At 62.2% G+C, this 21058-nt stretch carries 19 protein-coding genes and 1 pseudogene; 11 read left to right on the top strand and 9 right to left on the bottom strand.

Going from position 1 to position 21058, the window contains the following annotated elements; genetic code table 11:
* Positions 1-23 precede the first annotated feature (23 nt).
* The 6 genes from hpaH (at position 24) to G6035_RS16150 (ending at position 5183) form a co-directional block, all read left to right on the top strand.
* Positions 24-809, top strand: coding sequence for a 2-oxo-hept-4-ene-1,7-dioate hydratase (hpaH, locus tag G6035_RS16175; protein WP_176618134.1), 786 nt, complete (start codon positions 24-26; stop codon positions 807-809).
* The gene (locus G6035_RS16170; RefSeq protein WP_371131042.1) at positions 806-1606 is read left to right on the top strand and encodes an HpcH/HpaI aldolase/citrate lyase family protein; all 801 of its coding nucleotides are present in this window, start codon (positions 806-808) and stop codon (positions 1604-1606) included. The genes hpaH and G6035_RS16170 overlap by 4 nt, the downstream gene beginning before the upstream one ends.
* Positions 1607-1789: 183 nt before the next feature.
* A complete protein-coding gene (locus G6035_RS16165; RefSeq protein WP_176618132.1) occupies positions 1790-3175 on the top strand; it encodes an MmgE/PrpD family protein in 1386 nt (461 codons plus the stop codon).
* A 70-nt stretch (positions 3176-3245) separates the two neighbouring features.
* Positions 3246-3851 carry a VOC family protein gene (locus tag G6035_RS16160; RefSeq protein WP_176618131.1) on the top strand — a complete coding sequence of 202 codons (606 nt, stop codon included), beginning with the start codon at positions 3246-3248 and terminating at the stop codon, positions 3849-3851.
* On the top strand, positions 3794-4753 hold the full coding sequence (locus tag G6035_RS16155) for an alpha/beta fold hydrolase (RefSeq protein WP_218063299.1): 960 nt from the start codon (positions 3794-3796) through the stop codon (positions 4751-4753). The genes G6035_RS16160 and G6035_RS16155 overlap by 58 nt, the downstream gene beginning before the upstream one ends.
* A gap of 205 nt (positions 4754-4958) precedes the next feature.
* Positions 4959-5183: a hypothetical protein gene (locus G6035_RS16150; RefSeq protein WP_176618130.1), complete on the top strand. Its 225-nt coding sequence runs from the start codon at positions 4959-4961 to the stop codon at positions 5181-5183.
* Between the two features lie 211 nt (positions 5184-5394).
* Here the strand turns inward: G6035_RS16150 and G6035_RS16145 are convergent, their stop codons facing one another.
* Positions 5395-6654, bottom strand: a complete 1260-nt coding sequence (locus tag G6035_RS16145) for an acyl-CoA dehydrogenase (RefSeq protein WP_176618129.1) — start codon at positions 6652-6654, stop codon at positions 5395-5397.
* Between the two features lie 81 nt (positions 6655-6735).
* Positions 6736-7710: a flavin reductase gene (locus G6035_RS16140; protein WP_176618128.1), complete on the bottom strand. Its 975-nt coding sequence runs from the start codon at positions 7708-7710 to the stop codon at positions 6736-6738.
* Positions 7711-7989: 279 nt separating this feature from the next.
* On the opposite strand from G6035_RS16140, the gene G6035_RS16135 reads away from it, so the two are divergent.
* Positions 7990-8535 (top strand): carboxymuconolactone decarboxylase family protein, encoded by a 546-nt coding sequence (locus G6035_RS16135; protein WP_176618127.1) that lies wholly within the window; start codon positions 7990-7992, stop codon positions 8533-8535.
* Here G6035_RS16135 and G6035_RS16130 read toward each other — a convergent pair.
* Positions 8532-9818 (bottom strand): TetR/AcrR family transcriptional regulator, encoded by a 1287-nt coding sequence (locus G6035_RS16130; protein ID WP_176618126.1) that lies wholly within the window; start codon positions 9816-9818, stop codon positions 8532-8534. The genes G6035_RS16135 and G6035_RS16130 overlap by 4 nt on opposite strands.
* 242 nt (positions 9819-10060) lie before the next feature.
* Between G6035_RS16130 and G6035_RS16125 the strand changes: the two genes are divergently transcribed.
* A complete protein-coding gene (locus tag G6035_RS16125) occupies positions 10061-10861 on the top strand; it encodes an IclR family transcriptional regulator (RefSeq protein WP_176618125.1) in 801 nt (266 codons plus the stop codon).
* A gap of 236 nt (positions 10862-11097) precedes the next feature.
* Here the strand turns inward: G6035_RS16125 and G6035_RS16120 are convergent, their stop codons facing one another.
* Entirely contained in the window at positions 11098-11556 is a 459-nt protein-coding gene (locus tag G6035_RS16120) for a MarR family winged helix-turn-helix transcriptional regulator (RefSeq protein ID WP_176618124.1), read from the bottom strand.
* Between the two features lie 63 nt (positions 11557-11619).
* Here G6035_RS16120 and G6035_RS16115 point away from each other — a divergent pair, with 63 nt between their 5' ends.
* Positions 11620-11988: a VOC family protein gene (locus tag G6035_RS16115; RefSeq protein WP_176618123.1), complete on the top strand. Its 369-nt coding sequence runs from the start codon at positions 11620-11622 to the stop codon at positions 11986-11988.
* Between the two features lie 154 nt (positions 11989-12142).
* Here G6035_RS16115 and G6035_RS16110 read toward each other — a convergent pair.
* Both G6035_RS16110 and G6035_RS16105 read right to left on the bottom strand, forming a co-directional pair.
* A pseudogene (locus G6035_RS16110) lies at positions 12143-13534 on the bottom strand (IS1380 family transposase).
* Between the two features lie 754 nt (positions 13535-14288).
* Entirely contained in the window at positions 14289-15083 is a 795-nt protein-coding gene (locus G6035_RS16105; protein WP_176618122.1) for a creatininase family protein, read from the bottom strand.
* A 39-nt stretch (positions 15084-15122) separates the two neighbouring features.
* Here G6035_RS16105 and G6035_RS16100 point away from each other — a divergent pair, with 39 nt between their 5' ends.
* The gene (locus tag G6035_RS16100) at positions 15123-15749 is read left to right on the top strand and encodes a TetR/AcrR family transcriptional regulator (protein ID WP_176618121.1); all 627 of its coding nucleotides are present in this window, start codon (positions 15123-15125) and stop codon (positions 15747-15749) included.
* On the opposite strand, the gene G6035_RS16095 is transcribed toward G6035_RS16100, so the two are convergent.
* Entirely contained in the window at positions 15744-17135 is a 1392-nt protein-coding gene (locus G6035_RS16095) for an MFS transporter (RefSeq protein WP_218063298.1), read from the bottom strand. The two genes, G6035_RS16100 and G6035_RS16095, sit on opposite strands and share 6 nt — an antisense overlap.
* Positions 17136-17660: 525 nt before the next feature.
* Entirely contained in the window at positions 17661-18224 is a 564-nt protein-coding gene (locus G6035_RS16090) for a TetR/AcrR family transcriptional regulator (protein WP_176618120.1), read from the bottom strand.
* 436 nt (positions 18225-18660) lie between these two features.
* On the opposite strand from G6035_RS16090, the gene G6035_RS16085 reads away from it, so the two are divergent.
* A complete protein-coding gene (locus tag G6035_RS16085; protein ID WP_176618119.1) occupies positions 18661-19575 on the top strand; it encodes an MBL fold metallo-hydrolase in 915 nt (304 codons plus the stop codon).
* A 718-nt stretch (positions 19576-20293) separates the two neighbouring features.
* Here the strand turns inward: G6035_RS16085 and G6035_RS16080 are convergent.
* On the bottom strand, positions 20294-21058 hold a 765-nt coding region (locus G6035_RS16080), incomplete at its 5' end, for a hypothetical protein (protein ID WP_218063297.1).

Raw genomic sequence — 21058 nt, 5'->3', positions numbered from 1 at the left:
CGGCGGGACAGGAAGGCGCTTCCATGCTCGATGAACAAACCATCGCCTTTGTGGCCGAGGAACTGTTCGAGGCGGGCAGGACACGGATACCGATCGAGCGCTTGACGGCGCGCTACCCTGACATGACAGTGGAGGATTCCTACAGGGTCCAAAAGCTGTGGCAGCAATGTGGGGAAGCCGCCGGGCGCAAGCTCTCCGGCCGTAAGATCGGTCTGACCTCCCGTGCCATGCAGCTCTCCAGCGGCATCACAGAACCCGATTACGGGGTGATCTTTGAGGACATGGTGCTGCCCAGTGGCTGCTCTCTACCATGGGACGGGTACACCAATCCCCGGGTCGAGGTGGAATTGGCGTTTGTTCTCAAACACGAGATTGTAGGGCCAGGCGCGACAATCCTGGACGTCATGAACGCCACCGAATACGTGGTTCCGGCCCTGGAAATCCTTGATTCACGCATCGAAATGCCGGACCGGACCATCGTTGACACCATTTCAGACAATGCCGCGATGGGCGTCATGGTGCTGGGTGGAACCCCCGTCCGGATACAGGACGTTGACTTGCCATGGATTGCGGCGGTGCTGTACAAAAACCAGGTGGTGGAGGAGACGGGGGTCGCCGCCGGCGTTTTGGGCCATCCCGCGGCCGGTGTTTACTGGCTTGCCAACAAGATTGCCGCTCACGGGGACGTATTGAAAGCGGGGCAGATCATTTTGGCCGGTTCCTTCACTCGCCCGGTCCCCGTTGATCGGGGAGACACGGTTTTCGCTGACTACGGAAAGTTGGGGACCATCACATGCAGATTCGAATGACACCTTCCTTCAAGGACCTCTTCGCCGTCAACGGGCGGAGTGTCGTGGGCATGTTCCTTTGCACCGGCGACGCCGGTGTGGCGGAGATCTGTGCCGGATCCGGGCTGGACTATGTGCTGATCGATGGTGAGCACGGACCCTCGGGCCTGGAAACGATCCTGGCCCAGCTTCGCGCGGTTGCCGGGTATCCGTGCGTCTCCGTGGTGCGGGTGCCCGACAACGATCCTGTCGTCATCAAGCAGGTGTTGGATCTCGGCGCGCAGTCCTTGATCGTGCCCATGGTCAACACCGCCGACCAGGGCCGGCACGCTGTGGCCGCGATCCGCTACGCACCGAGGGGCATCCGCGGTGTGGGTGCTTCCTTGGCGCGTTCCGCGCGCTGGAACAGGATCCCCCGTTACCTGGAAAACGCAGAGGAAGGGCTCACCTTGCTGGTCCAGCTCGAATCGGCGCAAGCCGTGGCAAATGCTGGCGACATCGCCCGCGTGGACGGGATCGACGGCGTTTTCATTGGGCCGGCCGACCTCGCCGCAACCATGGGACTGCTGGGCCAACAGGACCACCCCGACGTCATCGCCGCAGTCCTGCGTTCCATCCGGGAGGTCAAGGAAGCTGGAAAGATTGTCGGGGTCAACGCGTTCGTCGAACGGCAGGCACGCCTCTACGAAGAAGCCGGCGCCGACTTCATCAACGTGGGGGCGGACGTTTCGCTTCTGGCTCGAGGATCGGAGGCGCTGGCAACACGGTACATCAAGGATGTGCACTCCTCAGTTCCTACACCTGCGCAAAGTTACTAGCAAATCCATCAGGTGGGGGCGGGCTGCGGTGTCTTTCCGTGACAACCGTGACGGACTTGCCGGATACCGGGAAGGCGTCTTACCCGGCTCCAGGCCGGGGCATATCGTCATAAACACGAAGGTACCCACGCGCCGGCAGCGGTCTTGGGACATTTTCCAATTTTAGGAAAGGGCAGGCTCATTATGGCTCCACGCATCATCGACCAGCTGGTTGATCATATCCTCCTCACGCCTTTTGGGGCTTTTGACGAGGACGTCCTCACCGCCGCCAAGATGCGCCTTATCGACGCCCTGAGCTGCGCCGTCTCGGGCGCGGGAGCGGCAGGCAACGACGCGCTCCTCGAGGTCATCCGCGCCCTGGGCGGCGCGCCCCAGGCATCCGTGGTGGGAAGTGCGGAAAAGCTGGCTCTTCCCTATGCCGCCATGGTCAACTCCCTGCAGATCAGGTCCTTCGATTTTGAGGTCTGCGGGCCGGAACCGGAAGGCATAAACGCCGGCAAAATGGTCGGCCACGTAGCCAGCACGACCGAGGCTGTGGCCTTGAATGTCGGTGAGTTCCTGCATTCCAGCGGCGAAGAGGTCTTGGCGGCTGTCGTTCTCGGCGGTGACGTCGCGGCCCGGGTTTCTGTCGGCAACACCTTCAATTTCGATGCGGACTTCGAAGTCTGTGGCACCTCCAACGCCTTCGGTGCGGTCGCCGTTGCAGGCCGGCTGATGGGCTTGACCCGTGATCAGCTGCGCAACGCCTTTGGCATCCTGCTAAATCTCATGGCCGGCTCTTACCAGGGCATTTGGGATGGTGTTCCCTCTTTCAAGTTGCCCGGTGCCATGGCCGCCTTCAACGGCATCCTCAGCTGCCAGCTGTCGGTGGCCGGCTTTGACGGTGTCCGGGATGCCTTGGAGAGCCGATTGGGCTACTTCAGCCTGTACACCAAGGACCCGCACCCTTCGGACATGACCGCTGACCTGGGCAGTACCTTCTATGTGCGCGGCCAACACAAGCTGCACCCCTCCTGCTACGGAAACCACAACCCGATCGATTGCGCCTTGGAGGTGCGCCGAGAGCACAAGTTCGACGGCGACGACGTCGAGCATGTCTACCTTGACGTGCTGCCCAAGCGCATCGACCACTTCCTGAACCAGGTGCCCACAGCAGATGACCTGCAGCCAAAATTCCTCTTCAGCATCCCGTACGGTGTGGCCAATGCGTTGTACCGGGGCCGTCCCGAGTTGGAACACTACTCCGAGCCGGCCATTTACGATCCCATGGTGCTCGATCTGGCATCCCGGGTGACCTTGCGCCCCAACCTTCCATCCGGGAAGACGCACGCCATTCGCTTGAACATTCTTCTCAAGGACGGTCGTCAGCTCGAATTCTTCCGTGAAACCCCGATCGGTTGGCTGGAAGATCCGGTGGGCTTTGACGACGTCGTCGACAAGTACTGGCGCAACATCAAGTTCAACGGCACGCTGCCGCAACCTCAGGCAGAACGTGCTTTGGATCTTATCCGCAAACTCGAGGACGTCACGGACGTGGCCGATCTTGCCAACGAACTTTCACTCCCATGACGAAACGGCTGGCGCATGCCGGCCAGCGTGTCACAACCGCATTCACCCGAAGAATAGAGAAGGAAACAACATGACACTGACCACCAGCAACGACGCCCAGATACTGACGGAATTCAATCCGCGCCTGGCCCATCTCGGAATCTTTTGCAAGGACCTCGACGCCATGGTCGAGTTCTACTGCCGTGAATTCGGCATGATCGTCAGCGACTCCGGACTGGGCAAGTCCGGAAAGGCTGCCACCAAGCGCCGCGGGGCGTTCCTGACAGGGGACCCCAGCGAGCACCACCAGCTGGCGTTGATCGAGGGCCGCGCCCCCGAGACACCTCCCACCACGGCCCAGATCTCCTTTTTGGTCCCGAACCTCACCGAACTGCGCGCCTTCTGGCGCCATGTTGTGGCCACGGGCATCCCCGTCCAGGTGGTCAAGAACCATGGGACCGCGTGGAGCATCTACATCGACGATCCCGACGGCAATATGATCGAGGTTTACACGCACTCGCAGTGGTACACGCAGCAGCCTCTCGGCGAGCCGCTGAACCTCGAAGACAGCGAAGAGGAAATCCTGCGCCAGACGGAGGCACTGGTCCAGGCCGATCCCAAGGCGCGTCCGCGTACCGAGTGGATGGCGGAGCAGGCGGCCAAAATCAAGGCCGCCCGCGTCGCATTGGCGTCGTGAGCTCCGCAGCAACCGATCATAGAAGCATCTGGACGTTTCTGAACCGCGCGCCGCACTCCCTCCGCTATGTGGAGGCCGGCGGCGTGCGGACCAGGTACCTGGAAGCCGGTGATCGTTCCAACCCCTCTGTGATATTGCTGCACGGCACGGCTGGCAGCCTGGAAAACTTCTGTGCCAACTATGATGCGTTGTCCCAGAACTACCACGTTCTGGGCCTGGACTTGCTTGGTTGCGGATACACGGACAAACCTGATTTCGACTACCGCATTGCCGATTATGCCGAGCATGTGCGTGACTTCATGGATGCCCTCGGGCTGGAAACCGCCGCACTGATAGGCGTCTCACTCGGTTCGTGGGTGGCTGCACGGCTGGCTCATGATTTCCCCGAGCGGGTGGACTCCCTCATTGCCCTGGCTCCTGCCGGGATAGTGGTGGACGCGGAGGAAGAAGCAGCTTTCGCAGCGGATGTTCGCAAGCGGCGCAGCTCGGCCGTGGCCGATCCAACCTGGGAATCTGTCACCACAGCAATGGGCCGGCTCATGCTTAACCAGGATGATTTGATTGACGACCTGGTCGCTGTCCGGTTGGGCGTCTACCGCCAGGAAGCCATGAAGGCCGCCATGGGCCATGTCATGGCCTTTACCCGGGGCCAGGAACAATTGAGCAAGGAAGAGTGGGCGAAACTCAAACTTCCCTTGCTGGTGGTGGCCTCCGTGGATGCTCCCAACATGTTTTTGGACAATGCCTACGAGATCGCCAGGGTGGTTCAATCGGCCGAATTGCGTGAGATGCGCGGCTGTGACCACTGGCCGCAGTTCGAGCAGTCCGAAGCGTTCCACCAGATTGCCTTGGAGTTTCTCGCCAAGCATTCCAGGGGGAAAGCGTTGACCGCTGCTGTGTGATGCCCTGTCAAATGGGAAAAATCAACTCCCCGGAAGGTGGACTGAACTTCAGGTCCACGCTTCCGGGGAGTTTTTTGATGCCATCAATCCATCTTGCCCCGGGGTCACATTGTAGGGACGAGGCTTGTGAGGGCGGACACGGGGCAAAGCGGGGGCAGCCGTGTGGTGACGGGCAGCGGTTTTAGTTCCCCCGGTTGAGGACTTCTTGAGCACTCCGATAACCACGGACGTGGCCGGTAAACTGCCCGACATCCTTGCCGGAAGGGAAAACCGCGGCGCGATCGTCGTAACCTCGCAGTTCGACCCCGAGGACTGGTACGAGCCCCGTCACGCCTCCGCCCTGGCAGAATCAATCCTCAACTGGATCGTCTCGACCACCGCGCTCATCCAGCCCGACGGGTCCAACATGCGCCGACATGCCTACCAGTAAGGAAGGCGTCGTCACCCAAAAACGCCAAGACCCGGGGCCCGGCGCTCCCGGAATCCGAGCCGCTGCCACCAGATCGTCCCAGATCGTCCCACCCGCTACCAGCAGCGTTGTCCTGAAAGTGCCATTACCGGGCTATTATCGGGCTTCTCACAACAGCGGACGTGCAAAAGGCCTGGGCCCGAAATCTCGGGCCCGGGCCTGCTGCAGTTTTCTACTTGTAGTAGGCCAAGGTTCCGAAGTCCTTGAACGGTGCCGGTGGCAGCCCAAATAGCGTCTTGATGTAGCTCCCGGCTGCAAGTTCCCTGCCCGCCGAGCCGTGGTTTCGGGCGGCCATCAGGTCTCGGAACGTCTGCTGGAGCGGGTTCGATGATGCTGCGGCGGCAGCGCCGGCGATGGGCCAGATTTCGGCAAAGGACTCAAAGCTTGTGGCATTTGCGTAGGCGGATTCAAATCGCACGCGCATGCGCTCCAGCGGAGTAGCTTCCTCGCCCCGGCACGCAGTGTCAAAGAGGGTGGCCCAGTTGTTCATGTGACGGTCCCGGGCGGCGCCGATGCGGGTGAGCCCCTCGGCAACCTTCAGATGCAGGAAAGGGTTCTGGGCGATCGGCGAGCCCGTTCCCTGGCGGCTGAGTCGCTGCCGCGACTGCTCGATGAAGGTGTTGAAACCGCCCAGTGCGGTGCCGATCACGGTGTTGGTGGGCGTGGAATTGAAGAGGGCAAGGAACGATACCCAATAGAGCGGTACGTTGTTCACAGCCCAACCCGGATTCTCATCGTTGTACGTATCCACGAAGTGGTGCGTGCGGTAGTCCGGGACAAAAACGTCCGTCAGCGTCACAGATTTGCTGCCGGTACCCTTCAGGCCCTCGACCTGCCAGCTGGAATGGTCAATGACCACGTCGTCGATGGGCACGACGTGGGCCTTGTCGCCGTCACCGAGGATGACCCATTGGGCATGATCGACGCCGCTGGAGAACGTCCAGGTACCGTTGAGGAGGTGTCCGCCGTCGACCTCTGTCACCTTCCCGATGGGTGCATAGGAACTGGAGGCCCTGGTGTCCGGGCCGGTGGCCCAAAACTCGTCCTGCATTTTTTCGCTCATGAGCGCAATCTCGAAGGAGTGAATGTGGAGTTGGCCGGCAATCCAGGCAGCGGAGGCGTCGGCTTCCGCGATGCGCATGACGCCGGCAAAAAGCGAGGCCGGATTCATCTCGAGACCGCCGTAGCGCAGTGGGGTAAAGGCCCGGAAGAGTCCGGTGCTGATCATGTCTTTCACCGTGGCGTCAGTTACCCGGCCCTCGGCTTCGGACAGGGTTCGCCTGGATGCCACACTTTCGAGGATGCCCTCGACGGCAGTGAGGAATGTATGGCCCTCTGCGAGTGCGCGTTCCCGGTAGTCGCTCCAGTCCTGCCGGCGGGCAGGATCATTGGCAATGGGAAGTATTTTCAGGGAATCGGATGTTGTAGGCATTTCCCCTCCTTTGGCTGTGGGGTCGTGGGGTCCGCCAATATGGTTGGCGGCATCATTGCAGGTTGTTTTGAGGTGCTGGCTCTACGCCGTGAGCAGCTTGATCAAGACTCGACGGGTGGCCTCAAGATCTCGCGGGTCGATACCTTTCAGTTGTGCTGCGGTGAATTCTTCGGCGCCGCGCAGGAGTTCCCGGCGAAGGATGCGTCCGGAGTCGGTCAGCTCAAAGATGTGGGCGGGGGATTCAACGACCCAGCCTTTGGCCTTGAACTCGTTCAAGGTGTCTTCGACGGCTGCATCGCCCAGCAGGGCGCGTTCGGCCAGTTCTCCATCACGAGCGGGGGCTTCGTCGAGCAAATTGATGATTCTGGTGCCGAAGGCGCTGATCTCCAAACGTTCCCTGTACTCGTCAAAGAGCCTGGACATGTGTTGTTCGGTCGCCTTCAGCAAGGACATAAACAAGGGATGGTTGCCATCGCCTGCGGCCGGAGCGGCCGACGGACTGGCGGAGGTTAGGGCGACCTGCGGATGTGCCTGGGCAATTCCGTATTGACCTTGGGAGAATAGAAGGGGAGTACCCTCCAACCGGGTGCATCGCGTGACGCGTCCAATCAGGATCAGATGATCTCCGCCGTCGTGGCTGGCCTCCAGCGTGCATTCGAAGTGGGCGATTGCCTGGTCCAGGAGCCGGTCGCCATGGACGCCGGCGGTCCAGGCGACCCTGTCAAACTGACCATCGTGGGGCCGGCCGAAGAGGCCGGAGGTTTCCACCTGGTCTTCGGCCAACACGCTTACGGCAAAGTGCGCGTTGCGCACAAACGCGTCACGGTTCCTTGATTCGTTTCGGATCGACCACGAGACAAGGGGAGGGTCAAGTGAGACGGCTGCAAACGAGTTTACGGCCATGGCCACGTGTGCATCCCCGTCGGAAGTTGAGACGACGGTGACCCCTGTTGCGAATTGACCGAGCGCGCGTCGGAACGCCCGAGGGTCATCGGCAGGGTCGACTTGCTCAGTCACGCCAGCAGAGGCCTGCCGGGAAGTAGTGGCGGTCATCATTTTGGTCTCCTCAGTGGCGGTGGTGGTCAGTTCGGGGACCCTGATGCTACAGGGCCGGTTGAAACGAGTTCGCGCATCCCCGGACCGTTGCCCTCCCCTCAAAGTATTCTCCGCCGGAACGGCCGATTGCACCGCCCGTTCCGAATGCCGGGATAAAGTTCCTTTGGCAGTCTTGGATTCCATTCCGCGGAAGGGGCAACGCATCCCGAACAGAGCGGGGATAGGGTCGGCGGAGGACAACTTCCAATGTGTCCACCAACTTTGAGTGAAGGGGCCCACATGGCACGCATACCGTATCTAGACGAACAGACTGCTTCCAATCGGACGCTCAGCGCACTGGCGGGAAAGCGGAAGATCAACATCTTCAGGCTCATCGCGCAGTCCGAGAACGCTGCCCCAGAAGTCTTGGCGTTGGGACAGGTTTTGAGTCGAGGAAGTTCCCTTCCGCCCGTGGATCGCGAGGTGGTGATCCTCCGCGTCGCAGAGCTAAGCAAGGCGCAGTACCAAGCCCATGAGCATCACGCCGTGGCCCTGCGGCACGGGTTTTCGGAGGATAAGATCCGCGCGGTGGCCGAGTACCCGGCGATGGACAGCCATGAACACCTGACGGACTTTGAGAGGTCCCTGATCGACTTCACTGACGCGGTGGTTCGGGAGACATCTGCACCGGATGAGCTGTTCGAGTGCATAGCGACGGTCTATGACAATTCCAGGATGGTAGAGCTTGTTTTGATTATCGGCTTTTACATGATGGTGGGCCGGGTCATGAACACCTTCAACATTGAATTGGAGTCTGGACCGGTGGGCACGTTCCAGGCGTCCTAACCGCGGCTGCCCGTGGCCTGTTGCGACGCGGCAACGATCCCTTGGACCATGGCCAAAATCTGGCCCGACAACGCACGAGCGGGGTATTCGTATCCAAAAGCGACCCCGAGAAAGAGTCCCTCGCGCAGGATATTGAGGATCCAGCCTATTTCATTGACATCGACGTGCTGTCCTTCAAGTTCCACCGCGGAGGTTATCCATTGTTCAAGTGCAGCGGCTTCCTGCGCAACTCCTTGCTGAATGGCCTGACTTCCAAGAGGGGAGGGATCGCGGCGCTGCAGTTTTAACAGCAGCCCGGCCCTGACTGTGTCGGGCGACTTCCACGCGACTTCAACACTTTCCTGGAGGTTTGCAGCAATCATATTCAGCCACGCTGCTCCGTCTGGCGGGGGGAGCTTGGAGGTCGCGCCAAGATCGAGAAACTCAGAGGTGACGGCGGCATGGATGAGTTCGTCTTTGCCCTTGTAACGCCAGTAGATTGAGCTGCGCTGAACCCCCGATCTCGCGCAGATGCGGCTGAGTGTCGCACCTTCATAGCCCCTTTCGGCGACCAAGGATCGGGTGGTGGCGAGGAGCGGATCTCCAGCACCGTCTTCTATCGATGGGGGCTTGATGACCGGACTCGAGATGGTGACCCGGGCCGGGGGTAAGGGTGCGGGCCGGGATGCCAAGTATTCAAAAACGCTTGTCAACGCTGAGGCAACCATTTGCCCGCCGCGATCGTACGAAGGCATTGCATCAGCCGTCACATCGGAAATGTAGTGCCCGTCCAGGAACGCCAAGGTCAGCAGCGTCATCCATTCAGCCACGTCGCCGCGATCGAGGCCCACACGGTCTACGGTGGCAGCAATCCACCAAGTCTGCACATGCAGGCTGGTCAAGCGCCGGCGCTCTTGAAATGGCTTTTGTGCAGGTGAATTCGCCGCAATTCCCTCGAGTGCCACCATGATTCCCAGGCGCACGGGCGCCTCGGTTTCGGCCGGGGTAAATTCATGTCCAAGGGCACGATAAAGCTGAGCCTCCAGCGGCAGGTCCGGCGTGTATTCAGGCCACCTCGGCAGGTCACCCGGCCTGCGGCTGTAGGTGCTTTCAAGAGCAGCAGCTACGAGGTCGTCCTTGGTATCGAAGTACCAGTAGATGGAGCTTGCAGGCCGCCCGGTGGACTTGCTGATACGGGCAATTGTGGTCCCGTCATATCCGTAACTGCTGACCAAGCTAACCGTTTGCTCAAGAATTGTTTGCAGGGAGAGTTCTCCACGCGCGTTCCTGCGGCTCGTGTTCATTGACCCTCCTTTGATTTTTCACTGTTGCCATCTGGGTTACATCGTAATGGCCGGTGAAGATTGACGATGTGCAAGTACCGAGCGGGCGCCAATTCTGTTGCAGAGAGCGTCCTCGCATGTGACCTTGACCATCCCTGGACCGGTCACTACACTTTAGTGTACCAAGCACTACAGAAGTTAGTACTTAGAGGCACTTACAGCGCGGTACGCAAAGTATTACGCGCTGATGGCAGGGAGTCCGCATGTCGATCACCGTTGAACACCAGCGCACAAAAGAATGCGATGCACGCCAGCAGGAATCCGGTGGCACGGCTTCGGTTGTACGTGCGCTCCAGCTTTTGGACGTTTTCATGGGAGACCAGCCCGTTCTTGGCGTGAGTGAGATCGGACGGAGGGCGGGAATTCCCACATCGACTGTCCACAGGTTGCTTTCACATTTGGTCAAAGGCGGCTTTGTGGCCAAGGACGGTTCCAACTACCGGCTCTCTGGGAAACTCTTCGAGTTGGGCAACCAAGTGGCTCACAGCCGACCCATGGGGTTAAGGGACCTTGCCGCACCGTTTTTGGGTGAGCTCTTCGGCGCCACAAGGCTTACGACCCATCTCGCGGTCCTTGACGGTCCTCAGGTTGTGCTCGTCGACAAGGTGGTGGGATTGAGCACTCATCCAGCCCGGACTGTAGTCGGCGGACGCTACCCGGCCGTTTGTACCTCGCTGGGCAAGGCAATGCTCGCCTTTGCGTCCGAAGATGCCGTTCAGGCGGTCATCGCCGCGGGCATGCCGCGGCGCACTCGTTTTACCTTGACACATCCATCAGCCCTCCTTCAGGAGCTGGCACAGATAAGGAACACCCGGCTGGCCTATGACCGCGAGGAAGCCACCTTGGGACAGACCTGCATAGCGGCCCCGATCCTTCGAAATGGGGCGGCAATCGGTGCCATCAGTTTCTCCGGTGCAACAAACTCCTACGACCTGGCGAACCACGGGGCGACTTTGGTGCGCGTCACCACCCAGCTGGCCCGCCAATTGGGCAGGCGCGGCTAGCCTATGCCCTTGCGGCGTGAAATCCCGACCAGCATTGTCTACGTCGATGCAGCAGCACGGATCTGTTCGATCAGCGCACAGGCGCTTGACTAAAACACAGAGAACCATTCAAGCAACGGCAGTTCTTTCCACAGTCCCGTGAATGATGGCGTTTTCGCACCGCTAATTGGTGGTGGGTGCAGCCCGGTTGGGGATCCTTGTGCGTTCGCGGTGGCGGACGGTTCCGCGGGAACGATTTATGCATCCTCGTTATCGTCGCGCAGGGACTGGATCATGCCTTGCAGGATCCGAAACGCCTCCGCATGCTCGTCTTTCGACAGGCCGCCGAGCATTCTGTCCTCGACGGATCGGACTGCTACGGTCGCCTTCTCCAGGCTGCGCCGACCCCGTGGCGTGAGCCGCGTGGGAAGAACTTTCCCGACCGGGGCCTGGGCCGGCCGGGTCACGTAGCCGTCCCGTTCCAAGCCTTGCAGCAGCACGTTCATCGACTGTCGGGTCACGAACGCTCCGCGTGCCAGCTCCGAGTTCGACAGGCCCGGGCGCTGTGCCAGCAACTCAAGGCAGGAGTAATGCGTCACCGTCATCCCGAGCGGCCGCAGCACTGCCTCCATGGCAGCGCGAAGGGCGCTCGACGCCTCTTTCAACAGGTAGCCCAGGGACGTCTCGAGATCGACGCCGATAAAATCTTGACTCATGTCAACATTCTGACATAGATTAGCCCATGTCAGAAAACTGACATATAGAAAAGGAGCGTCAACATGCCCGCAACCGGCCCCGACTTCATCTCACTCCAGGCACGCGATCTCCACGCGTCGCAGGCGTTTTACGAACAGTACCTCGGCCTCGTTCGCTCCCCGGCGGGCCCGCCCCATGCCGTCGTCTTCGAGACCACGCCCATTGCGTTCGCGCTGCGGGACCTGGTTCCGGGGACCGATCTTGCGACCGTTGCCCAGCCAGGCATCGGTGCCGCGATCTGGCTCCATGCCACCGACGTCCAGGCCATTTACGACGCCCTCGTCGCCGACGGCCACAAGATCGTCTCCGCCCCGGTCGACGGCCCATTCGGTCGCACGTTCACCTTTGCCGACCCCGACGGCTACCACGTCACCCTCCACGACCGCGCCTAAGCTTCGATCCACCGAGCCGTCTTCGCGGTCTGTTTGATTTCGGATCGCGGGGGCCGTTTCGTTTTTGGGGATGGACAGATGACCGTCCTTGCTGCCGTTGGTGTTCCACGTTTGGGTTCCTGCAGCGTGCCGGCCTCGGCCGGGTGGGCAGGTTTTATGTTGCTTGCGGTGGTGCATGGGTGACAGCGACGAGCTGTTCCCCGGCAATTTGCCAAGGCCATTTCTCGGGCAGGTGGTCCCGTATTCCTCGGGCCGTGGACACGATCCGAGCAGGGACGTTGATCAGCCTGGCCCGGATCGTTCCCGTTCTGGATCTGGCGAACAAGCACTCGGCAAGAATCCCAGCGGTGCGGGTGAGGTTGTAGGCTATGACCGCGGCGGCCAGCCTGGCAGGGTTCGCGTCGAATGCCCCGAGGGCAGGTGTGCCAAGGCGCTGTCCAACAGAATCGGCGTCGACCTGCTCAATAGCGGTGTGCTTCCGATGGATCTTATCGGCAGCGACTGCTCCCAACGTCTCCACTTGGACGGTGGGGAAGAACGCATGGAAGCGGTGCGTGTCAAAGAGGGCGGGTTGCCCGTCACCGGCTTTGGCGCTCAGCTCGCCCGATGCGGGGCACGACCATCCGGCCGGTGACCCGCCCGCTCTTCTTCCTGCCCGACAACGTCGTGAACGGCACTTCCTTGACTTCCGCGGCCGAGACCCACCCTTCGTGGCCTCGTAATAGACGGCGTTGGCGTACTGGATGGGCACCCACGCGGACTCCGCAATGGTGGCGATGGCGCGTTTGACGGCAGGGTCCATGCGTCCCGTGACCGTGACATCGGTGCCGCCGGCCAGTGCGGGACTGACCGCGGGGCAGCCGGACTAGGCCAAATCAAACCGGCACACCACCGGCGGCTGCACTCCGGTGCGCTTGAGCGTGCCCGATGCTTGCGTAACGGATTTCCTGGCCTGGCGGGCTGAGTTCGCCGCTCCCTTGCGCACGCGCTTGCCCTTGATCGTCAGCGCCGTGCCCTACAGGGTGGCAGCGGCGAGGACGGCATTGAGGCCGTGGCCCCCGCCAGTACCTGCATTCGGAGCCCTGCTTCTGATACCAGTGCACTTCGATGATGGTGTAATCGGCGTCGACTAAGACGAAGTCCGCCCCGGACTGTGTGCCGAACAGGGGCGCCTTGCGGGCCAGGCTGGCCGGCCGCCGGAAGTGACTGCGTCGAGTTGGCGTTCGTGCCCGAACGTGAAGGACCGCAGGAAGGAGCCCAAAGTGGACGGGGCGAAGCTGCCGGTTAAGGGCTTCTTCATCCCTCCAAGGCGCAATAGTGCCATGTCATCAATGCCGTCAGCCCCGGCGACGATGCCCGCTAGCAATGCGAGTCTAAACCCAGGGTTCGCGCCCATGTCCGTGGGCACGGACAACCATGCATCGGTCGGTGCGTGTAGCGGCGCCTCCCGGGCCAGGCATAGCACCGGCACCAGCCCGGCCGGCGACATAAGGTACTCCTCGGCAAGGAAAACGGACCCTGCCGCCGGGGTATTGGAAACGTGCATTTACGAGATGATCTCTTTTGGGTATGGAAATTTGACTGTCGTAAGCCTATTTTCCTCTAAAAGACGGGATTTCGTGCTTAAAACGCCGTAGGGCCACCCGCTCGGATCGGTGAATCGAGGCTAAGCATCAAGACCCGCAACGCAAACGCGACGACTTCACCCTCATCCCCTTCGGCGCTTGAGCAGCCACAAGCGGGCCCGTTATGGACATCATTTTGCAGTACGCCATCCCGGCCCCAAGGCTACCTCAAGCTACAAACTGGCTCCCGCACAATAGGTCAAAACACCATAGTCCTCTTTTTACTTGGCCTAAATGGCCCGATTTTGAGTCGGAGCGGACAGTCCCGACTGGCTGGACGGCGTCGTTGGAAACTTCAACAACGATCCGCTCGATAAAGGCCAATGACCCATGTGTAGCATCTTGGATGAGCCGGTCCAAGGCCGTCCCAGGAAGCCTGGATGGCCTGGGAAGTTCAGGCAGGGCGCAATGAGCCAGTTGGCGAGGCCTCGCAGCTGTCGGCCGCGATCGTAGAGACATGGCCGCGATCCGCAGCTCCCGACCAGGAGAGGGGCGGCAAGGATGTCCAGCGTAAGATCTATGCGCCCTACGATGACGGTCCAAACTATGTAACGGGTGGGTCCCTTTTGAGCTTCAGCCAGATCAGGGCGCTCGGGAGTCTGAGAAAACGGGGCTCAGAGTAAAGCCAAGGCGCTTCCATGCGGCCTGTTGGCGTACTCTGAGCCCCATTTCTGCTTAGGTTAGTTTCGGGTTCGGCGGCGCAGTGCCCGGTTCGTGTCCGCCGTCGACCATGATCTGGTGCGCCAGGGCCTCGGCGCAGACGTCCAGGAGCCGGGCGCCCTTGTCGGCGGTGGCGCCGCGGGCGTCCCCCGAGACGCCGTTCGCCGTGACGTCGCGGAAGGACCGCCATCGGTACAGGGGCACGGCATCTGACCGGAGGCCCGAGACGGGGCCTGTGGCGCGGGAGAGCATGCCAGTGGCCACGAGTTCGGGGAACGCGGCGAGCATCATGGATGTCTCTCCCTCGCAGGCGTGCATGATGCTGTCCTGTGTCTCGAGGATCTCCTCAATCTGGTCGCGGGCGACGGTCACGTAGGTGGCCACGGAGATGTCCGCTCCCGGCAGGTCGAGGGACAGCTGGTCGACGATGGCATTCAGGGCGGAGATGTTCCCGCCGTGCCCGTTGACGACGACGATCCGCTGGAAGCCGGACCTCTGGATGCTCGCACACACGTCCCGGATGAGCGCATAGTACGTGGTGAGCGGCAGTGTGAGCGTGCCCCCGAACGCCATATGGTGCTCGGAGAGGCCCCAAGGCAGCCCGGGAGCGCACACGACGGGCATTCCGGCTTCCTCGAGGATGGCGGCCGCCCTCAGGCAGGCTTCTGCCGCTAGGAACAGGTCGACTCCTGTGGGGAGGTGTTCCCCGTGCTGTTCGGTGGAACCCACGGGGAGCATGACCACAGCATCGTGCTCTGCGTGGTATTGCAGCGCCGGGGCACTGAGTCGGTTCCACTGGTATTCGGTCATGCGATACGCTCCTAAGATGGATTGGACGGTACAGTCGAAATGGGAGAGGTTCTTGATTTGAGTGAGGCGGCTTCTTCAAAGTTGCTGGACGCGGCCCGCAGGCTTTTCCTCGCCCATGGCTACGACAGAGTCAACCTCGAGCGGATTGCCAAGGAAGCAGGAGTGTCGAGGCAGACTCTCTACAACAGGTTCGGCAGCAAGGAGGCTGTCTTCCGGGCGATGTTACAGCGTCATTGGGATCAGCTCAACGTATCTGCATTCCTCGAGGAGCTCAATGGGCCCGGAGGTGTTCCGGAGGCCTCCGAGGTGCTGCGGGCCTTCGCGCAGCTGCTTCTGCGCTTCGTCCGGGAAAATGACCAGGTTGACGTCATCAGGCTCGTCATTGCCGAATCACGGCGGCTGAGCTGGATCGCGGAGGACTTCTACAGGGTGGGGAAGGCGCCCCTCCTGGATGCCCTCGCCGCCGCCCTGGACCGGCTCAGCGGGCTGGGCCGGCTCCAGTGCCCCGACGCCTTCGTGGCCGCACATCAGTTCTTCGGGCTCGTTCAGGAGATGACCCTCTGGCCCGCGGTCATGGCAGCCCCTGCAGCACGGGACCACTTGCCGGCGGAAGAGCGGGTGATCGACGAAGCGATCCTGACATTCCTCAGCCGCTATGCTTCATGACCTAAGTTCAGGGGAGATCTCCTCGACGCTCAGCCCAGTCGTCCGCACTCCGGCGACCACGACGGCCAACGCGGCCACGAGGCAGGCCGCTCCGACCAGCGTGAAGACGGCGCCTGATCCGGCGTGCTGCAGGAGAGGAACGAGGTAGAAGGGCGCCACGGCAGTCGAGAGGCGGCCGAGGGAGTACAGCCATCCGGTCGCCGTTGTGCGGATGCCGGTGGGGAACTGCTCGAGCTGGTAGACGTGAGTGGCGTTTGACATGACATTCGCGACGACGGTGAAGCAGAACCCGAAGACCACGATCACCGTAGGGTCCTGGGCGTTGCCGAAGACTATTCCCAGCACGGCCATCAGCGCCAGAGATCCACCCAGCAGCAGCTTGCGCTCCATGCGCTCCATCAGCCACATCGACACCGCCGACCCGACCGGGTACCCGATGAACGCCAGGGAGGTGTAGAGCAGCGAGCTGGTCACGGTGAAGCCGCGTTCGGTGAGCGCGAGCGTCGCAACAGAGCTGAACCCGTGGTAGCCGATCACCGCCAGGATCCAGACCAAGGCCATCAGGACCGTCCGCTGCACCAGCGGTCTGCGCAGCAGTGCCGACGCCGGCAGGGGCGTCGCTTGGGGCAGGGTGCTGTCCGCGGGCTCCACGGCCTCGGCACCGTCCCACCCTTCGGACCGGCTCGCCTCCTCCAACCGATGGGTGACCTCCTCGGCCTCGGCCGCACGTCCGACCGTCTGCAGCCACCTTGGTGACTCGGGCAGTTGGCGGCGGACCAGGAACGTGATGATCGCCCCCGCCGCCCCGAACGCGAACATCCACCGCCAGCCGGCGATTCCCCACGGGGCAGCGGCAGTCATTCCCAGACCGAGGAAACCGACCACGGGTACCGCCGTGTAGGCGACGGTGAAGGCCCACGCCGCAAAGTACCCCCGACGCTTCGCGGGCAGGATCTCCCCTAGGAATGAATCCGTCACCGGGAGCTCGCCTCCCAGACCCACGCCCGCAATGAACCGGCACGCCACGAGCATCCACAGATCCGAGGAGAACGCGGCCGCGAGGGTCGCGGCGGAATACAGGGCGAGAGTGATCATGTACGCCTTCCGCCTGCCGAACCTGTCGGCGACCGGGCCGATCACTACCGCCCCAAGGAAGGCCCCGAGGAACGGTGAGGCCAGAACCAGGGAGAGGCCCGTCCCTCCCAGCCTAAACTCGGAGCTTAGCGTCGTGGCCAACACCCCGGAAAGGAACAGCTCGTAGATCTCGAAGAACGTACCGAGGGCGATGATCACGATGATGCGCTTGTGGGCCCTCGTCACGGGCAGCCTGTTGAGGCGGGCGGAAATGGATGATCCCGCGAGGCTCGCGTGGACTTTAGGGGACATTCTGGGCTCTCCTGACGATCGGCGGCTCTGGCCGAGAGGAAGAAGAATGGCCAGAATTAGACTTTACAGTAAAGTACAAAACTGGTTGACGTCAAGGGTCTGCCGCGCTTGGCTAAGTTGTGTAAGTCGGGCCATTTCGAATCGCCCCAGGAACAGTCCAGGCTCAAGACCATCGACAGCCCAAAGGCCGGACTCATCCCACTCGCCTGCGACATCCTCACCGTCGCGGGCGAGGAGCTGGGGATCATGGTCTATTCACAGCCCAACCGGGCACCGAAGACGCCGACCGGTTCTTCGTTGTGGTCCTCCTGGGCACCCGGTCGCTCATCGACTGGCGCACCACAGCCTCAAGGGCCTCACCGGGAACCATGGGGTGGGATCCTGCGCGACCGAGCTGTCCCGCGCTGCCAGCCAAACGCGGCGCGGGAGAAGACGGATGCCATGACAGCGGCCCGGCACGGCAGAGCACACCCCTCCACAAGACCCTGGGACCGGCGAACGCGAAGAAATCCAGTCCGCTCCAGGTTACGGGCCGGCGGGGCCGAGGATTGATCCCACGAGCCGGCGGGCGTACGGGGCGTCAAGCCCGGCCGGGCGGAAGAGGATACGGTACATTAGGGGAGCGACGACGTGGTCGATTATCGTCTCAACGCCCGGGGCCTTCTCCCCGCGTTCGGTCGCGCGGGTGAGGATCACGTTGATCTGTTCGGCGGCGTAGGCAGAGCACTGCCCGGCGTTGCTGCCGTCCGGATTGCCGAGCAGGGCGTCGCGGATGTAGGCGCGGCCGGCGGGGGAGGACATCTCGTCGAGGAACTGCTCGACCCACGCCGTCAGGTCGGAGTGCAGGGTCCCATAATCCCCGGGTGCGGTCTCGGGCCGCAGGCGCTCGACCGCTACATCCGACAACAGCTCCTGCAGGTCCCCCCAGCGCCGGTAGATCGTCGAAGGTGTCACCCCCGCGCGCTGGGCGACCAGCGGCACAGTCAGGGCATCCCGGCCGAACTCCGAGGCGAGTTCGTGCACGGCGGCGTGCACCGATGCCTGGACCTGGGCGCTGCGTCCGCCCGGGCGCACCATCTGCCTGCTCATAGAAACCCATCTTAAAGCAAAATCATTGCGTCTATGATCCACGCACTCCCCGGTGCGTGCAACTGGCCGCCGTTCGACCGCCTCCTCGCCGGCCCTTCGTGAACTTTAGCGCCGCCGCAGTGTGCCCCCGCGCGAGAAGAGATCTTCATGGCGCTGACGACTTACCCGCGCCTGCCGCAAAAGGCGACGTGGGGGACCTGGGCCGGTCGTCCGCTTGCGGTGCGAGACCTGCGGTCATGGGCTTATCCCTGTTCGGCTGAAGTGGCGTCCCCCAGCTCAAGGCTAAGGCTTTACTTAGTCTTCCGTGGGGCCTAAAGTGTCTTAAGGCAATTCCGTAGCGTTTAGTGCCAAGGGCCGATGTCCACCCTCACACCACTAGTCCTCGCGCCGCGCACACAACGATCTTCCGTAACGAGATTCAAAGGACTGAACGATCATGAGCACTGCCCCCGGCTTCGTGTCTAGCGCCGCAGTTTCCTGGACCGTGGGCGAGGTCACCGTTCACCGCATCGACGAGGTCCTCCTGCCCCCCGCCACCGGACCGTGGCTACTGCCCGACGCCACCCCGGACCTTGTCGCCTCGCAGGGCTGGCTGCATCCCCACTTTGCCGACGACGAGGGCATCCTCCGCATCGACAGCCACAGCTTTGCTTTCGCCCTAGGGGGCCTGCGGATCCTGGTCGACACCGGCATCGGCAACGGCAAGGAACGGGCGAATCCCGCTTGGCACAATCTGAACACCGACTACCTGAGGGACCTCGCCGCCGCCGGATTCCCCGCGGACTCGGTTGACCTCGTGATCCTCACCCATCTGCACGCCGACCACGTGGGCTGGAACACCCGCAAGGTAAACGGCGGCTGGGTGCCCACCTTCCCCAACGCCCGTTACGTGACCACCCGCACTGAGCGGGAGTTTTGGGCTGGATACGACATGGAGGAAGCACGCGAGCAGATGTTCCGAGACTCCGTGATCCCGGTGGAGAAGGCAGGGCTGCTCGACCTCATCGACGTCCCCGCAGAGGGCGTCCCCGTCACCGAGGGCCTGCGCCTGCTCCCCACTCCCGGCCACACCCCCGGCCACGTCGCCGTCGAGCTGACGAGCCGCGGCCGGACTGCCCTAATCACCGGCGACTGCATCCACCACCCCATCCAACTTGCCCACCCCGCCATCGGCGCCTGCGTCGACATCGACCCGCACCAGTCCGAGAGCTCGCGCCGAACACTGCTCGCCTCACTCGCCGACACTGAAACCCTACTCCTGGGCACCCATTTCGCCCCGCCCACAGCCGGCCATGTCATCCGCCATGACGGCGGCTACCGGCTCTCACCCGCCCCTGCCGACTCGCTCTGACCGGCGCTGAGACGCCTCTGGTGGCGACGCGACGTGAACCGGCCGAAGAAATCGGAATCGACCGCCGCCGCGACGGGCAACGACGGCGGCCGGGGCCCGTGTCACCGACGAAGGGCTACTGGTCTTCGCCCGCGCGCCGAAGAACCGTGACCGATACTCAAGCAAGTTCCGGGATATGGATTTGAGGGAGACACTCAACAGAGGGCAATGGAATCGAGACGAGACGTCGAAGCATCAATCCTCAGGCTGGGTGGCAGCGAAAGGCTCCTCCAAAATCATCCCGTAAAGCGGTCGGCCAGCGGCGCAAGAGTCACCGAAGTTTCCCGGATCAAAAATGGACCGCTACCGCGGTCGCAAGATTCCGTAAGAAAGCCCGCAAAAAGCCGGGTCACGGCGCTAACCGGTACATTCGAGTACCACGACCGGACTGCTGATCGGACAGGCTCGCGTATCCACCAACGGCCAGGGCCTCACAGCACAGAAAAATGCGTTGCTTGCCCGGGGTGTCACCCGAGAAGACTTTGACATGGACCGGCCCGCGCGGAACCCGTCTTTTGATTCGGGACCGGCTGCTATACATGGCGGCTTCATCCACTTTCGTCAGGCGCCGGCTTCGTCCCATGCGCTGCATTAGTGTTGACATGACGCTGCGTGGGAACCCGGACTTGAGCGCGTGGATGGGAGGTGGCCGGGTGGGTTTGCGCCTTGGCTTGCGGGGTCAGGTTTGGGTTTGGAGGGCAGCCAGGACACCGATGAGTTGCTGGATTGATTCGTCGGGGAGTTCTGTGAGCGGGGTGTTCTTGCGGTTGGCGAACCCGGTGGCGGACAAACGTTCTCCGACGCGTTCCATTCCGGGTATGCCGGCGATGGTGGCCGGCAGCTCTGACAGGCCGGCAATGGTTGCACGTTGTTGCGGCTCCATGCGGGAGACCCTGTAGAAGTCCAGCTCGACGCTGGTGTTTTGGCCGGTGTAGGCGATCAATGACAGGGTGCCCAGCCGGGTGTTGTCCGGGGCGAGGATGGCAAAGGTGGCTGTGGGGCTGATGCTGGTCGAGCCGTGGAAGGTCAATCCTGAGGCCGCGGCTTGGGCGGTGAAGTGGTTGAATTTCTCGAGGTTGGAGGGCGAATTGGTGCCCAGCCAGGACCGGAAGCTCTCGATGGTCCAGGTGGGTTTTCGGCCGGCGTCCGCGGCGGATTTGGCTTCGGCAAGTTCCTCGCCGTAGATCCGGGGCATGAGGATGTCGGTTTCTTGGTCGCTCAGGCGCGCGTAGGCAACGGCAATGATGGACGTGGCCGGCCCCGACATGGCGTTGAGGTATTCGACCATTCGCTTCAAGTCCGGGTTGATGGCATCCACGGCGAGCACGATCCGGAAGCGTCCGTCGCTGAGGTTGTTGGCCACCCGGGTTCTTAGCTCCGAACTCCGTGGCAAGACGGTCGGGGTGAAGGCGGCGTTGCGACGGGGCGGGCGGTCCCGGGCTGG

Source organism: Arthrobacter sp. SDTb3-6 (assembly GCF_013376095.1).
Taxonomy (GTDB): Bacteria; Actinomycetota; Actinomycetes; order Actinomycetales; family Micrococcaceae; genus Specibacter.
This window is presented reverse-complemented; position numbering and strand designations above follow the sequence as displayed.

Bases quoted from the DNA above. Each gene is read 5' to 3' on its own strand.
- G6035_RS16090 (WP_176618120.1), bottom strand. From the start codon at position 18,224: ATGAGCAGGCAGATGGTGCGCCCGGGCGGACGCAGCGCCCAGGTCCAG.
- G6035_RS16145 (WP_176618129.1), bottom strand. From the start codon at position 6,654: ATGCCTACAACATCCGATTCCCTGAAAATACTTCCCATTGCCAATGAT.
- G6035_RS16130 (WP_176618126.1), bottom strand. From the start codon at position 9,818: ATGAACACGAGCCGCAGGAACGCGCGTGGAGAACTCTCCCTGCAAACA.
- G6035_RS16160 (WP_176618131.1), top strand. From the start codon at position 3,246: ATGACACTGACCACCAGCAACGACGCCCAGATACTGACGGAATTCAAT.
- G6035_RS16105 (WP_176618122.1), bottom strand. From the start codon at position 15,083: ATGACCGAATACCAGTGGAACCGACTCAGTGCCCCGGCGCTGCAATAC.
- G6035_RS16135 (WP_176618127.1), top strand. From the start codon at position 7,990: ATGGCACGCATACCGTATCTAGACGAACAGACTGCTTCCAATCGGACG.
- G6035_RS16095 (WP_218063298.1), bottom strand. From the start codon at position 17,135: ATGTCCCCTAAAGTCCACGCGAGCCTCGCGGGATCATCCATTTCCGCC.
- hpaH (WP_176618134.1), top strand. From the start codon at position 24: ATGCTCGATGAACAAACCATCGCCTTTGTGGCCGAGGAACTGTTCGAG.
- G6035_RS16100 (WP_176618121.1), top strand. From the start codon at position 15,123: ATGGGAGAGGTTCTTGATTTGAGTGAGGCGGCTTCTTCAAAGTTGCTG.
- G6035_RS16085 (WP_176618119.1), top strand. From the start codon at position 18,661: ATGAGCACTGCCCCCGGCTTCGTGTCTAGCGCCGCAGTTTCCTGGACC.
- G6035_RS16140 (WP_176618128.1), bottom strand. From the start codon at position 7,710: ATGATGACCGCCACTACTTCCCGGCAGGCCTCTGCTGGCGTGACTGAG.
- G6035_RS16170 (WP_371131042.1), top strand. From the start codon at position 806: ATGACACCTTCCTTCAAGGACCTCTTCGCCGTCAACGGGCGGAGTGTC.
- G6035_RS16115 (WP_176618123.1), top strand. From the start codon at position 11,620: ATGCCCGCAACCGGCCCCGACTTCATCTCACTCCAGGCACGCGATCTC.
- G6035_RS16165 (WP_176618132.1), top strand. From the start codon at position 1,790: ATGGCTCCACGCATCATCGACCAGCTGGTTGATCATATCCTCCTCACG.
- G6035_RS16125 (WP_176618125.1), top strand. From the start codon at position 10,061: ATGTCGATCACCGTTGAACACCAGCGCACAAAAGAATGCGATGCACGC.
- G6035_RS16120 (WP_176618124.1), bottom strand. From the start codon at position 11,556: ATGAGTCAAGATTTTATCGGCGTCGATCTCGAGACGTCCCTGGGCTAC.